Annotated in this window: 14 protein-coding genes; 9 read left to right on the top strand and 5 right to left on the bottom strand. The window is 69.1% G+C overall.

Features of this window, described 5'->3' with window-relative positions:
* Positions 1-61: 61 nt before the first annotated feature.
* The gene (locus OG870_RS25055; RefSeq protein ID WP_266588806.1) at positions 62-1,177 is read right to left on the bottom strand and encodes an MraY family glycosyltransferase; all 1,116 of its coding nucleotides are present in this window, start codon (positions 1,175-1,177) and stop codon (positions 62-64) included.
* 258 nt (positions 1,178-1,435) lie between these two features.
* Here OG870_RS25055 and OG870_RS25050 point away from each other — a divergent pair, with 258 nt between their 5' ends.
* Positions 1,436-3,718 carry a (Fe-S)-binding protein gene (locus OG870_RS25050; RefSeq protein WP_266518512.1) on the top strand — a complete coding sequence of 761 codons (2,283 nt, stop codon included), beginning with the start codon at positions 1,436-1,438 and terminating at the stop codon, positions 3,716-3,718.
* Between the two features lie 81 nt (positions 3,719-3,799).
* Here OG870_RS25050 and OG870_RS25045 read toward each other — a convergent pair whose 3' ends face one another.
* Together OG870_RS25045 and OG870_RS25040 are read right to left on the bottom strand one after the other, a co-directional pair.
* On the bottom strand, positions 3,800-4,087 hold the full coding sequence (locus OG870_RS25045; protein WP_266518509.1) for a hypothetical protein: 288 nt from the start codon (positions 4,085-4,087) through the stop codon (positions 3,800-3,802).
* Positions 4,087-4,380, bottom strand: a complete 294-nt coding sequence (locus tag OG870_RS25040) for a hypothetical protein (RefSeq protein ID WP_266588804.1) — start codon at positions 4,378-4,380, stop codon at positions 4,087-4,089. Before OG870_RS25040 ends, OG870_RS25045 begins: the two co-directional genes overlap by 1 nt.
* Positions 4,381-4,530: 150 nt before the next feature.
* On the opposite strand from OG870_RS25040, the gene OG870_RS25035 reads away from it, so the two are divergent.
* Together OG870_RS25035 and OG870_RS25030 are read left to right on the top strand one after the other, a co-directional pair.
* A complete protein-coding gene (locus OG870_RS25035; protein ID WP_266518503.1) occupies positions 4,531-4,788 on the top strand; it encodes a GntR family transcriptional regulator in 258 nt (85 codons plus the stop codon).
* Positions 4,785-5,327 carry a GntR family transcriptional regulator gene (locus tag OG870_RS25030; protein ID WP_266588802.1) on the top strand — a complete coding sequence of 181 codons (543 nt, stop codon included), beginning with the start codon at positions 4,785-4,787 and terminating at the stop codon, positions 5,325-5,327. Before OG870_RS25035 ends, OG870_RS25030 begins: the two co-directional genes overlap by 4 nt.
* 19 nt (positions 5,328-5,346) lie before the next feature.
* On the opposite strand, the gene OG870_RS25025 is transcribed toward OG870_RS25030, so the two are convergent.
* Entirely contained in the window at positions 5,347-5,673 is a 327-nt protein-coding gene (locus OG870_RS25025; protein ID WP_266518497.1) for an antibiotic biosynthesis monooxygenase family protein, read from the bottom strand.
* Positions 5,674-5,835: 162 nt separating this feature from the next.
* Between OG870_RS25025 and OG870_RS25020 the strand changes: the two genes are divergently transcribed.
* The 5 genes from OG870_RS25020 to OG870_RS25000 all read left to right on the top strand — a co-directional run bounded on the left by OG870_RS25020 (position 5,836) and on the right by OG870_RS25000 (position 10,943).
* Complete coding sequence (locus OG870_RS25020; protein ID WP_327691467.1) at positions 5,836-7,119, top strand: FG-GAP repeat domain-containing protein; 1,284 nt, start codon at positions 5,836-5,838, stop codon at positions 7,117-7,119.
* Between the two features lie 195 nt (positions 7,120-7,314).
* Entirely contained in the window at positions 7,315-8,793 is a 1,479-nt protein-coding gene (locus OG870_RS25015) for a VCBS repeat-containing protein (RefSeq protein ID WP_266588798.1), read from the top strand.
* A gap of 87 nt (positions 8,794-8,880) precedes the next feature.
* Entirely contained in the window at positions 8,881-9,327 is a 447-nt protein-coding gene (locus OG870_RS25010) for an FG-GAP repeat protein (RefSeq protein WP_323180305.1), read from the top strand.
* 27 nt (positions 9,328-9,354) lie between these two features.
* Positions 9,355-10,338 (top strand): YIP1 family protein, encoded by a 984-nt coding sequence (locus OG870_RS25005; RefSeq protein ID WP_266588794.1) that lies wholly within the window; start codon positions 9,355-9,357, stop codon positions 10,336-10,338.
* Positions 10,339-10,508: 170 nt separating this feature from the next.
* The gene (locus OG870_RS25000; RefSeq protein ID WP_327691466.1) at positions 10,509-10,943 is read left to right on the top strand and encodes a peptidoglycan-binding domain-containing protein; all 435 of its coding nucleotides are present in this window, start codon (positions 10,509-10,511) and stop codon (positions 10,941-10,943) included.
* Between the two features lie 18 nt (positions 10,944-10,961).
* On the opposite strand, the gene OG870_RS24995 is transcribed toward OG870_RS25000, so the two are convergent.
* Complete coding sequence (locus tag OG870_RS24995) at positions 10,962-11,471, bottom strand: phosphoribosyltransferase (RefSeq protein ID WP_266518483.1); 510 nt, start codon at positions 11,469-11,471, stop codon at positions 10,962-10,964.
* Between the two features lie 642 nt (positions 11,472-12,113).
* On the opposite strand from OG870_RS24995, the gene OG870_RS24990 reads away from it, so the two are divergent.
* On the top strand, positions 12,114-12,866 hold the full coding sequence (locus OG870_RS24990) for a helix-turn-helix domain-containing protein (RefSeq protein WP_266588790.1): 753 nt from the start codon (positions 12,114-12,116) through the stop codon (positions 12,864-12,866).
* The last annotated feature ends 91 nt before the right edge of the window (positions 12,867-12,957 follow it).

Raw genomic sequence — 12,957 nt, 5'->3', positions numbered from 1 at the left:
ACTCAAGTGTGCACGACGCCCGGCGATGGGTCAACAGACCTGAGTCGCGGGGGCTCAACTCTTATCCGTTCCTTACACGCAAGTGGCCGCTGACCTGCGTGGACACCGGCCTCCCGGTCTGCGTGGACACCACTCTCCCGGTCTGCGTGGCCATCGTTCTCCCGGCCCGCGTGGATCCTTCGGCCTGTGCGGGGACGGGTCTGCGGACTCCGTACACCGGCACCCGAAGCAGCAGGAGTACGACGATGAGTGCCCCCGCCCCCACCCAGAACACCCCGGACTCGGCGGTCCACCCGATGTGCATGAGCACTCCGACGAGCACCCCGGCGAACGCGCCGATGCCGGGGAGCACGGTCGCCCCCTGCGGGGTGAGCCCCAACCGCCGCAGCCGGTGGGCGATATGGTCGGGCCCGCCCCGCAGCAGCGGCCGCCCGGCCAGCCGCCGCGACAGGACCACGAGGAGTACGTCGGCGCTCGCCACCGCGGTGAGCGGGAACAGCACTCCCGCACTGGACGCCAGCCCGTAACCGGCCTGGGTGAACACGGCCGACGCGGCGAGCACGAACCCGGCGAACAGCGACCCGCACGCACCGAGTCCCACGCGCGCGGGAGGCCAGTTGTGCATGAGGAACCCCGTCAGTGCGGCCGCCAGCACGCTCAGCAGCACCGCGAGCCCGTCCATCACCTCGGCCGCCGCACAGGCGCCGACCCCGAAGGCGGTCACGACCCCGACGGTCCCCGCGAGCGCGTCGGCGTGGTCGAGCGCCTTGAACCCGACGGCGACGAAGACGATCCAGCAGACGGCGAGCACACCCGCGGGCACCCCGATCTCGTCGTACGGCACCACCCAGGCCGCCGCCACCGCCGTACCGGCGACGAGCACACGGGCCTTGACCCGCCGCAGGTCGGCGATGAGCCCGAGCGCCGCGACGGCGCCCCCCGCGGCGAGCAGTCGGCCCACCCCGGATCCGAGCGGCGCGACGCCGGACCGGTCCCCGGCCACCGCCACCGCGCAGGTCGCGAGCACCACCGCCACACCCCCGAACAGCGGAAGGGGCCGCTGCCGCTGCCGTCTGCGCTCGACGACCCCGAGGCGCAGGGCAGGCACCCGGAGCAGTGCGGTGAGCACGGCGGCGAGCAGAAGGGCGGTGGTGGCGGCGGCGATCCCGTAGAGCACGGATCTAAGTTAGGGGCGAATGTACCAATTTGGCATGAATAACACGATCGGATCGTCACAGACCTTGAAGCGGACCCTTGAGGCCGACCTTTACAGCCGACCCTTAAGGCAACCCTCAGCGACGCAGATCACCAAACGGCTGGCTACAGTGCGATGGAAGATGGGGGTAGTCTCAGACGGACTGCATAAGTTACCGCTTAGTAATGTCGAGGCCCCGCCCTCGAACGAAATCCCCTCGCAGGCCCGAGGAGCCCCCAAATGCAACTCGCCGCGATCATCGTGTCGCTGGTTCTGATCGTGGTCGGTGTGGCCCTGTTCGGCCGCGCGATCGTGCAGATCTACAACTTCATGCGGCTCGGCCAGAACGTGCCCGCGGGCACCCGCACCGACGAACCGGTCCAGCGCACCGTCACCGTGGCCAGGGAGTTCCTCGGCCACACCCGGATGAACCGCTGGGGCATCGTCGGTGTGGCGCACTGGTTCGTGGCGGTCGGCTTCTTCTCGCTGCTACTGACGATCGTCAACGCCATCGGCCAGCTGTTCCAGGCCGACTGGCTGCTCCCGGTCATCGGCGAGTGGGCTCCGTACAACGTGTTCGTCGAGTTCATCGGCACGATGACGGTGCTCGGCATCGCGGTCCTGATCGTGATCCGCCAGCTGAGCAAGCCGAACAGGCCGGGCCGCAAGTCCCGCTTCGCCGGCTCCAACTTCGGCCAGGCGTACTTCGTCGAGGCCGTCATCCTCATCGTCGGCGTCTGCATCTTCATGCTGCACGCGCTGGAGGGCGCCCAGCACCACGTGGACTCGTACGAGGCCTCGTTCTTCATCTCGTACCCGGTGGTGTCGTGGCTGAAGGGCCTGGACGTCTCCACGCTCCAGAACCTCACCTACTTCTTCGCCGGCCTGAAGATCGCGACCTCCTTCATCTGGATGATCACGGTCGCCCTGAAGACCGACATGGGCGTGGCCTGGCACCGCTTCCTCGCCTTCCCGAACATCTGGTTCAAGCGCAACGCCAACGGTGAGACCTCCCTGGGCGCCCTGCTGCCGATGACCTCGGGCGGCAAGCCGATCGACTTCACCGACCCCGGTGACGACGACGTGTTCGGCGTGTCCCAGGTCGAGCAGTTCTCCTGGAAGGGCCTCCTCGACTTCTCCACCTGCACCGAGTGCGGCCGCTGCCAGTCGCAGTGCCCTGCCTGGAACACGGGCAAGCCGCTCTCCCCGAAGCTCCTGATCATGTCGCTGCGCGACAACGCGCACGCCAAGGCCCCGTACCTGCTGGCCGGCGGCGGCAAGACCATGGAGGGCGAGGAGAAGGCGTCCGAGGAGCAGCTGGCCGGCGTGCCCGCCGCGGCTCTCGCGGAGGCCGAGCGCCCCCTCATCGGCACCGCCGAGGAGAACGGCGTCATCGACCCGGACGTCCTGTGGTCCTGCACCACCTGCGGCGCCTGCGTCGAGCAGTGCCCGGTGGACATCGAGCACATCGACCACATCGTCGACATGCGCCGCTACCAGGTCATGATCGAGTCGGCGTTCCCGTCCGAGGCGGGCACGATGCTCAAGAACCTGGAGAAGAAGGGCAACCCCTGGGGCCTGGCGAAGAAGCAGCGCCTGGAGTGGCTCAAGGAGGTCGAGTTCGAGGTCCCGGTCGTCGGCCAGGACATCGAGGACCTCACCGAGGTCGAGTACCTGTACTGGGTCGGCTGCGCGGGCTCCCTGGAGGACCGCGCCAAGAAGACCACGAAGGCCTTCGCCGAACTCCTCCACATCGCGGGCGTCAAGTTCGCGATCATGGGCGGCGACGAGAAGTGCACCGGCGACTCCGCCCGCCGCCTGGGCAACGAGCCCCTGTTCCAGGAGCTCGGCATGGAGAACGTCATGGCTCTGAACATGGCGTTCGGCGAGGAGCTGGACGACGACGGCAAGGTGGTCCCGGAGTCCGCCAAGCCCAAGTCGGCCAAGAAGATCGTCGCCACCTGCCCGCACTGCCTGAACACGATCGGCAACGAGTACCCGCAGCTCGGCGGCGACTACGAGGTCATCCACCACACGCAGCTGCTGCAGCATCTGGTGGACGAGGGCAAGCTGGTCCCGGTCACCCCGGTCGAGGGCATCATCACGTACCACGACCCGTGCTACCTGGGCCGCCACAACAAGATCTACACGCCCCCGCGCGAGATCATCGCGAGCGTCCCGGGCCTCCGTAACGAGGAGATGCACCGCCACAAGGAGCGCGGCTTCTGCTGCGGCGCCGGCGGCGCGCGGATGTGGATGGAGGAGCGGATCGGCAAGCGCATCAACAACGAGCGTGTTGATGAGGCCCTGTCCGTGAACCCCGACATCGTCTCGACGGCCTGCCCGTTCTGCCTCGTCATGCTCACGGACTCCGTGAACGGCAAGAAGAACGACGGCAAGGCCAAGGAGTCCATCCAGGTCGTCGACGTCGCCCAGCTCCTCCTGGACTCGGTCAGGACGCCGGCCGACCCGACGGACGCCGAGGAGACGGAGAGCGCACCGGAGCCCGAGCCGGTGAAGTAGTTCCACGGCCGCTACGGCCGCAGCGACGCCCCCATGTCCTACGTGGACGTGGGGGCGTCGGCGTTTCCCGCCCAGGGGCGGTCAGTTCAGGCGGCCCAACCTCAGGCCGCGGCTCTCGGCGACGCGGAGGGCGTCCTGGAGAGCCTCGGTCAACCGCTCGGCGAGGAAACGGAGTTCACCGGCCGGCATGTGCGTGTCGGGGAGCAGGTCGCGGGCGTGTGCGAGGAGTTCGGTCCCCATGCCGAGCTGGATCGACTCGGTGGCGTCGGCGAGACGGGAGACGGGACCGCCGAGGTCGTCGGTGATCAGGTAGCAGGGCTTGCCCTCGGGGCCGGGCCAGGGCAGCAGGCGAGGTGACTCCGACTCCATCAGGCGACCTCCACACCGTGAATCCAGTACGGGCCGGGCATGTCCAACCCCAGCGTGGCGAGAGCGAGTTCGCGACGCCGTTGCCGCTGTTCATGGGCGGTGAGGTACGGGCGTACGGCGATGGTGGCGGTGCCGTCGAGGGAGGTGTGGAGGCCGTACGGGCTGCGGTGGGGCGGGAGGAGGTGAAGCGACGGTTCCAGTGGTGCGGCAGGGGACGGCGGTACGTCTTCGGGTCGGCGCGGGATGAGCAGGAGGCCCATCCAGGCGAGGAGACGGTGGATAAGGTCGGTCACGTCATCAGCTCCGGTTAGCTGGTGTCCACGCCCCCGGACGGCGCCAACCGTCGCGGGGGTCTTCCGTGCCCTCACCGTAGCTGAAGCAGTCTAGGCATGCTAGGGATTCTCTGCATCGCACGGAAGTGCAGGCATACGCATGATGGGGTGGTGATCGAATTCGTGCCCGACATCCCCCGCTGGCGCCAGGTGGCCGAAGTGATCCGCGGTCGCATAAAGGACGGGACCTACGCGCCGCGGACCCGCGTGCCGTCCGTCGTACAACTCACGTCGGAGTTCGGGATTGCCAACGCAACCGCCCACAAGGTGCTGCGCGCACTCCGCGAAGAAGGGCTGACGTACACGGAACCCGGCCTCGGCTCCTTCGTGGCGAAGCGACCCGTCGCAGAGGCCGAACCGCCCGCATGAGTGCGGGTAAGTGGGTCAGCACCTCGATGCCGTATCTGACGCCGCGCGAGAAGGGGCAGGGCGACGCCTGGAGTGCCGATGCGGCGGCACAGGGCCGGCGTGGAACCCAGCGCATCGTCCATGCCGGAGAGGTGCCCGCCCCGGCCGAGGTGGCGAGGCAGTTCGGGATTGCGGAGGGCGAGCCCGTCGTCGTACGACGGCGTCTGATCCTTCTCGACGACGAGCCGAACGAACTGACGGACACCTATTACCCCGCCGACATCGCCCGGGGTACGGGCCTTGCCGGGACGGCCAAGATCCCCGGCGGAGCCGTCACCCTGCTGGCGAGCCTGGGCCATGCCGGTGTCCTCGTCCGGGAGGACGTGACGGCCGACATGCCCGACGAGGATGAGCGACGCGCACTGCGGACCGCGCAGGGAGACCCCGTCCTGCGCCTCACCCGGCTCACGCTCGACCGCGACGATCGGCCGATCCAGCTCGACCGTATGGTGATGCCCGCCCTGCGACAGCGGTTGCGTTACGAGCTCAGGATCGGATGACCGTGCCCAAGGCAGCCTGCTAGCCGTTCTTCGGACCCGCCGACTGCACCACGTCGAAGGACCAGAGAGTCGAGCCGGAGGCGGCCGGCTTCGGGCGCTCGCCACCCTCGGTGCCGCCCTGGTGGGCCGACTTCATCGTCCCCTCCATCCAGGCCTTGAAGGACTCCTCGTCACGCCACCGCGTGTACACCAGGTACTGGTCAGTGCCCTCGACGGGCCGCAGCAACTCGAACCACTCGAAACCGTCGGAGTCCCCCACGGCGTCGGCCCGCGCGGCGAACCGCTTCTCCAGGACCTCCCGCTGCTCGGCCGGCACGGTCAACACGTTGATCTTGACTACGCTCATGGAGCCATCCTGCCGCAACCGCATCCGCGATCGTGCGGCCCAGGGCCGGAGCAGTCGGTTGGCCGATCCCGGGGCTGTCGCCCCACCTCGAACACGTGCATCATTGCCCAGGCGTTGTCGACGGTGCTGACGAGGTGAACGGTGCGCGTGCGAAGAGGCGGGATGTGTACGGCGGCCGCCATCGGCAGCACTCTCCTCCTTGCCGCCTGCGGACCCGGCGGGGACGCCGGAGCGGGAGCCGCCCACCCCACCCCCGTACAGATCGCCGACGCCCCCGCCGAACTCCCCGTCCCACACGGCAAGGGCAGCAAAACCCCCGACGACTTCAACGGTGACGGACACCGCGACCTCGTGCTCGACGCGCTCGTGAAGGCGCAGAGCCATACCGACGACGCGGGCATCGGTGTCGTCTACGGCAGCGCGCGCGGACTCGCCCCGGACGCACGGCAGTTGATCAGTCCCGTCAGGTACGCGGCCCGCACCAAGGGCCAACTGCCCGCCGTCTTCGACGCGGAGGCGAGCTGCGACCTGGACAAGGACGGCTTCACGGACCTGATCGTCTCGACGGACCCGCCCTACGACGGCCAGGGGCGCCCCCCGGTCCCCCTCCAGGTCCTCTTCGGTTCGCCCGGCGGGCTGACCCACGCCGTCACGCTCACCGTCCCCGCCGCCGCCCGCTTCGGCAACGACTGGCCCGACCAGCCGGTGTGCGGCGACTTCGACGGCGACGGCGCCGAGGATCTCGTGCTGCACGCGTCCGGGGAGCGACTCAGCTATCTGCGCGGCCCGTTCAGCCGTAAGGCCGCCGCTCCCCGCGCGGCCGGGGCGCCCGTGCCCTCGCCGGGCGAGTTCCCCACGGGCCCGGCGGCCGACGTCAACCGGGACGGCTACGACGACCTGGTGGTCCGTGCGGCGGAGGACACGAGCAAGGCGTCCGTCGTCCTCGGCGGCCCCGACGGCCCGACCCGCACCGGCGCCGCCCTGCCCGAGGGCATCGACATCGCCCTCGGCCGCTTCGGCAGAGGCGCCGGCCTGGACGCGGCGGTCGGCGCGATGGGGGAGACCGCCCTGCGCTACGACCTCCCGGCCGCCACCCGTGCCACCCTCGCCTCCCCGGGCTCCATGCTCGACGCCGCCGACTTCGACGGCGACGGCCTCAGCGAACTCGTCTCCAGCGGCTCACAGCTCCGGGTGTTCCGGGGTCGTACGACGGGCCTGTCCACGGCGGGCATGGTGACCGTCGCGCCACCGGCCCACGGCACCACCCGGGTACTGGCAGTCGGCGACTTCGACGGCGACGGCCGGGCGGACCTCGCGGTGCGCACGTACCGGGGCGAGACCAAGGACACGGTCGCGGTCTACCGCGGCGTGAAGAAGGGGCTGGTGGCGGCCGACCCCGCGGTCACCTTCTCCAGCTCGGAGTTCCTGGCGGGCGCTGACGGCTGAGGGCTCGCTTCTCGTGCCACGACAGCCTCGAAAATTTACCGAACTCACGTACAACCCTTACGCCCCACCGCAGGTCTCCTGATCGCCGACCGGCCGGTTAACCCGCGGACAACTCCCGGCGAACACGGGCCGGCGTGCACCCCATCGACTGTGGATGCCCGCCAGGCATCCCCGCATGCCGCAGGAGAAACCCGCATGCACAAGCCTCTGCGACTCGCCCTCGCGACGGCCGCCGCCGTCGCTCTGACGGGCGGATTGCTCACGTTCACGGCCGTGTCCGCCACGGCCGCGGACTCCACCTCCGTCCCGCAGGCCGACTTCAACGGCGACGGGATCGGCGACACCGCCTTCTCCGCCGACGGCGCCTACGTGAACGGCAGGAACGGCGCCGGACAGGTGGTCGTCCTCTACGGCACCAAGACCGGCGTCTCGTCCGCCAAGCGCTCCACCATCAGCCAGAACACCGCCGGCAGCCCCGGCACAGCCGAGGCCGGCGACCGCTTCGGCGGTGACACCGCGTACGCCGACTTCAACGGCGACGGCTACGACGACATCGCCGTCGGCTCCCCCGGTGAGGACGTCGGCAGCGACAAGGACGGCGGCGGTCTCGCCATCCTGTGGGGCTCGGCCTCCGGCATCACCGGCAAGGGCGTCTCGGTCGCCGACCCGGCGCCCACCGCGCACGACTACTGGGGCAAGAACCTCGCCGCCGGCGACTTCGACGGCGACGGCAAGGCCGACCTGGCCGTCGGCAGCTCCGCCGCCACCGTCTACGTGCTCAAGGGCGGCATCAACGCCTCCGGCGTGCCCGGCGGCAAGTACACGATCAAGCCCCCGATCATGGGCTCCGACGCGAACGGCCCGCTGAACCTGACCGCCGGAAACATCAACGGCGGCCCGGAGACGGACCTGGTCATCGACGGCTTCGAGACCGACACCGACTACGGCTGGAACAAGAACTACTACGTTCCCGGCTCCTCCGGCGGCCTGAACATGTCCTGGTCGGAGACGCTCAAGCCCGGTGTGATCACCGCGATCGGCGACATCGACCACGACGGCTACGGCGACATCGTCAGCGGCGCCTACTGGAACCCCACCACCGAGGACGGCACGACGGTCCCCGACGCCGGCAAGGGCGGCAAGGTCTGGGTCACCTACGGCTCCGACGGCGGCCCGATCACCACCAACGCCACCGGCATCACCCAGGACACCGGCAACGTCCCCGGCACCGCCGAGGGCAACGACTTCTTCGGTTACGAGCTCGACCTCGGCGACGTCAACGGCGACGGCTTCCTCGACCTGGCGATCGGCGTGGCCGGCGAGAACATCGGCAGCGCCGCCAACACCGGCGCGGTCACCGTCCTCTACGGCACCGCGAGCGGTCTGAACACCGCCTCCGGCGCCCAGTCCTTCGCCCAGTCCACCGCGGGCGTGCCCGGCAACGACGAGAAGGACGACTACTTCGGCCAGGACGTCAAGCTCGACGACGTCACCGGCGACGGCAGGGCCGACCTCCTCGTCGGCTCCCGCGAGAACGCCGACAACGGCGCCGTGACCTACCTCCCCTCCGACGGCACGAAGATCGTCACGTCGGGCTCGCGCACGCTCTCCCCGAGCACCTCGGGCGTCTCGACGACGGGAACGCCGTTCTTCGGCGCCAACTTCGCCGACTGACCGTCCCCGTACCGGAGCCGGGCCCTCACCCTCGGGCCCGGCTCCTCTTCTCTTCCCGGAGCCTCCGCCTTACGCAAGCGCACCCTCCTGCTGGCCACCGCACTCACCACCGGCCTGCTCACCGCCGCCCTCCCGGGCACCACCGCCTCCGCCGCCCCCTCCGGTCTGTCCGGCGACCTCAACGGCGACGGCTACGCCGACCTCGCGATCGGCGCCTCCGGCGAGAACGCGGGAGCCGGCGCGCTCACCGTCCTGTACGGGTCGGCCTCCGGACTCAGGACGGCCGGCGCCAGGACCATCACGCCGAACACCCCGGGCATACCCGGCAGTTCGGAGAAGGGCGACCGCTTCGGCGCCCGCGTCACGCTCACCCGGGGAACGGGGCTCACGGTCTCGGCGCCGGGCGAGAACTCCGGCGACGGCGCGGTCTGGTCCCTGCGCGGTGCGACCGCCTCCGGCGCCACGAGCTTCGGTCCTTCGGCCACCGGCGTCCCCACCGCGGGCGCCCCCAACTACGGCTCGGTGCTTCCCTAAGGGGTCAGGTGCGGGTCCCCTTAGGGGATGTCACAGCTCGGCCGCAAAGCCGGGCCCGAACCGCCGGGCCCAGCCCGTCACTCTGCGGGACCAGGTACGTTCGAAGGCGTGGCTGGATTCAGGATCGGACGGGGCGCCCGGAACAACGGAGCTCCGCAAACGCGACCGCAACAACGCCCGTACGGACAGCAGGCACCGCAGGGCCCGTCGTACGGCTATCCCCCCGCGCCCCAGCCCCACCCCGGGCAGCAGCGGCACGGGAACGGCGGCGGCCAGTGGCCGCAGGGCAGCGGCGGCGGGTACGGCGAGCCGGAGTACTTCGGGGACGGCGGCGGTTACACACCACAGGGCACCCCTGACCCGTACGCGGCGAACAACCCTGGCCACACCGCGGCGTTCTCGGTGGGCGAGGACCCGTACAGCCAGGGCGGCACCTACCGCGCGGGCTCGACCACGGCGGCCCCGGCGGGGCCCCGCCTGCACTGGAAGGACCTGCTCCGGGGCATCGTCCTGTCCCCCGCCCAGACCTTCCTCCAGATGCGGGACTACACGATGTGGGGCCCGGCCCTCATCGTGACGTTCCTCTACGGCCTGCTCGCGGTCTTCGGCTTCGACGGGGCGCGGCACGACGCGATCACCGCCACCTTGGCGAACGCGGTCCCGATCGTCCTCACCACGGCCGTGGCCCTGGTGATCTCGTCCTTCGTGTTGGGCGTGGTCACCCACACCCTGGCCCGCCAGCTCGGCGGCGACGGCGCCTGGCAGCCCACGGTCGGCCTCTCCATGCTGATCATGTCCCTCACGGACGCCCCCCGCCTGGTCTTCGCCATGTTCTTCGGCGGCAACGCGACCTTCGTCCAGGCCCTGGGCTGGGCGACCTGGGTGGCCGCAGGCGCCCTGCTGACCATGATGGTCAGCCGCTCCCACGACCTGCCCTGGCCCAAGGCCCTGGGCGCCTCGGCGATCCAACTGATCGCCCTGCTGTCGATCGTGAAACTGGGCACCTTCTAGCCCCCACCACCACCGAAAAGGGGCCCCCCGCACCAGCGGGGAGCCCCTTTCCCACATCACCCTGACGGGAGCGACGGTGACGGTGGGGTTTGTGAGCACAGAGTGCGAGATGCAACGGGAGATACGCAGGCGCACGATGGGACGACGCGCACCTTCTGGAGGTGATGAGGATGCGACGAGCATTCATCGCCGCCGCGACCCTGGTTCTTCCGCTCGCCCTTTCGGGCGGGCCGGCCGCGGCGACATCACAGGACACTCCACCGTCCGTCATCGCCCAAGCGACCAGCGCGCAGGCCGCGCAGGCCGCCAGACATCCCGGGACGCTCGTGGCCCAAGGGCCCGACGATATCTGCGGCTACACCAATCGTCGGCCGAACCTTCAGCGCGGCTCAGAAGGCAGGGCCGTCCGCCAGGCGCAGTGCTACCTGAACCAGGCCATAGGCACCAACCTGGCGCAGGACGGAGACTTCGGCCGGGCTACGCGGAACGCGACGAGGTTCTTCCAGGAATGCGCCGACATCACGGTCGACGGACGCATCGGAGCGCAGACGTGGTCGTTCCTCTCCTTCTGGGCCAACCAGGAAGACGCCCCGTTCGACTGCTGACCCGGCCCGGGAGTGAACTCAGAGTGCTTCTCTCGACGGAGTGACCGGCTGCCCCGACTTACGCACTACGGGCAGAACACTCCACGGAAAGTTGATCCAGTCGTCGGTCCGCTTCCACACGTACTCGCACTTCACCAGGGACTGCGACTTCTCGTAGATGACGGCGGAGCGGACCTCGGCGACGGTGTCGAGGCAGAAGTCGCGTACGAGCTTCAGCGTCTTGCCGGTGTCTGCGACGTCGTCGGTGATCAGTACCTTCTTGTCGGAGAAGTCGATGACGTTGGGGACGGGGGCGAGCATGACGGGCATCTCCAGGGTGGTCCCCACGCCCGTGTAGAACTCCACGTTCACAAGGTGGATGTTCTTGCAGTCGAGGGCGTAGGCGAGCCCGCCGGCGACGAAGACGCCCCCGCGCGCGATGCTCAGCACGACATCCGGCTCGAACCCGTCGTCGGCGACGGCCTGCGCGAGCTCGCGTACGGCGACGCCGAACGCCTCGTAGGTCAGGTTCTCCCGCACACCGGTCATGCCGCCGCCCTCACACCTGCGCCCGATGGAATTCCGGGTTGGAGCGGGAGGCGGGTGAGGCCGCGCTCGGGACGCACTTCGATGTCGGAGAAAGGCACGTCCCGAGGATACGCAGAGGCCGCAGACACGACACCGGCGCCTGCCGCTAGTGCCTCTCCAGCGCAACCGGCACCACACTGCGCAACCTGGCACATCCCGGGCACCTGATGAGCCGGACGGGGCCGAGTCGCTCGGCCTGCTGCATCGGAAGCGAGGCGGTGGTGAACACGTGCCCCTCGGCACAACGGACGACAGTGCGTTCCATCAAGTCCCAGAGTCCCTTCCCCAAGAGCGGCGTCCGGCTGTCGGCTACCCGCCGACCTGCCGGCTACCTACCTACCGGCCGACAAAAGCCACGTTACGGCATCAAAGGGATGGCACTTCCGGCGGCACCCCAACCTGCCGGAGCCTTCCGCCGCGTCTCCACCGTACGCCCCAACTTCCGTTCCGCGCGGGCATGTCCCACTCCTGACATGCACTCAGACGCCTGCCGCTTCGGCCCTTCGCGGGCGCCAACCGCTCCAGTCCGCCCCGGGAGCGGTGGGGCGTCAGAGTAGTCTGGGAGCGCACATGGCATCTGGACGGCAGGACGGAATTCGAGCGATGACCCTTCCCGACCGCCTGTCCTCGGCGGCGCGAGAGCCGAGCGTCCAGACTCCCCAGGCCCCGCACAGTCACCTCGACGCCTACCTGGCGTCCGCCCTGACCGGACTGGACGCCGACGAGCGCAAGTACCTGTTCGAGATTTCCGACACGGTGGCCGACGTCTGCGCACACAACAACGTTCGGCTCTATGAGCCCAGAAAAGTCACGGACCCGGTCCACCACACCACCGTGCCGGACGTGGAAGTCTTCAGGACGGACCGCCACCGGGTCATCAACTCCGACTTTCTCATTTATCTCGCGCACCATCCGAGCACGGGGGCGGGGCAGGAACTCGTTTTCGCCCAGGAAGCCATCATCCCGATTGTGGTGGTCGCACATATCGACACCAGGATCAGTCGCATGGTGACCGGAATCCCGGGACCCCTCGCCCTTGTACGGTACGACTCGATTTCGCGGCTGGATGAGCAGCTGAATCTGGAGATCGCTGAATTGCGACCCAAATTGCTGCAGCGCAGGCTTGCCCTTGCGGACCTCGAACAACATCGAGTGGGCGCCCGCATCAAGGAGTTGCGCGAGCTGCGGAACATGACCCGTCGACAGGTTGCGGAATCCACCAGGATCCCGGATGCCTTCAGCGCTGATCAGCTCAGGGACTGGGAGCAGAACAGCGACAGGGTGAACAACCTCAGCCTGACTTATCTGCAGGAGATCGCCTCCGCCCTGAGTGTAAGCATCAAGGATCTCATGTAGGTCTTCGCATGCCTTTGGAATGACCTCGGGTTGACCTTTGGGATGACGAGGAAAATACCCGTGCGGAGAGTCGGTAAGCACGGCGGCTGCT

This window comes from Streptomyces sp. NBC_00461, assembly GCF_036013935.1.
Taxonomy (GTDB): Bacteria; Actinomycetota; Actinomycetes; order Streptomycetales; family Streptomycetaceae; genus Streptomyces.
This window is presented reverse-complemented; position numbering and strand designations above follow the sequence as displayed.

Bases quoted from the DNA above. Each gene is read 5' to 3' on its own strand.
- OG870_RS25020 (WP_327691467.1), top strand. From the start codon at position 5,836: ATGTGTACGGCGGCCGCCATCGGCAGCACTCTCCTCCTTGCCGCCTGC.
- OG870_RS25000 (WP_327691466.1), top strand. From the start codon at position 10,509: ATGCGACGAGCATTCATCGCCGCCGCGACCCTGGTTCTTCCGCTCGCC.
- OG870_RS25045 (WP_266518509.1), bottom strand. From the start codon at position 4,087: ATGGAGTCGGAGTCACCTCGCCTGCTGCCCTGGCCCGGCCCCGAGGGC.
- OG870_RS25015 (WP_266588798.1), top strand. From the start codon at position 7,315: ATGCACAAGCCTCTGCGACTCGCCCTCGCGACGGCCGCCGCCGTCGCT.
- OG870_RS25050 (WP_266518512.1), top strand. From the start codon at position 1,436: ATGCAACTCGCCGCGATCATCGTGTCGCTGGTTCTGATCGTGGTCGGT.
- OG870_RS24995 (WP_266518483.1), bottom strand. From the start codon at position 11,471: ATGACCGGTGTGCGGGAGAACCTGACCTACGAGGCGTTCGGCGTCGCC.
- OG870_RS24990 (WP_266588790.1), top strand. From the start codon at position 12,114: ATGACCCTTCCCGACCGCCTGTCCTCGGCGGCGCGAGAGCCGAGCGTC.
- OG870_RS25030 (WP_266588802.1), top strand. From the start codon at position 4,785: ATGAGTGCGGGTAAGTGGGTCAGCACCTCGATGCCGTATCTGACGCCG.
- OG870_RS25025 (WP_266518497.1), bottom strand. From the start codon at position 5,673: ATGAGCGTAGTCAAGATCAACGTGTTGACCGTGCCGGCCGAGCAGCGG.
- OG870_RS25005 (WP_266588794.1), top strand. From the start codon at position 9,355: ATGTCACAGCTCGGCCGCAAAGCCGGGCCCGAACCGCCGGGCCCAGCC.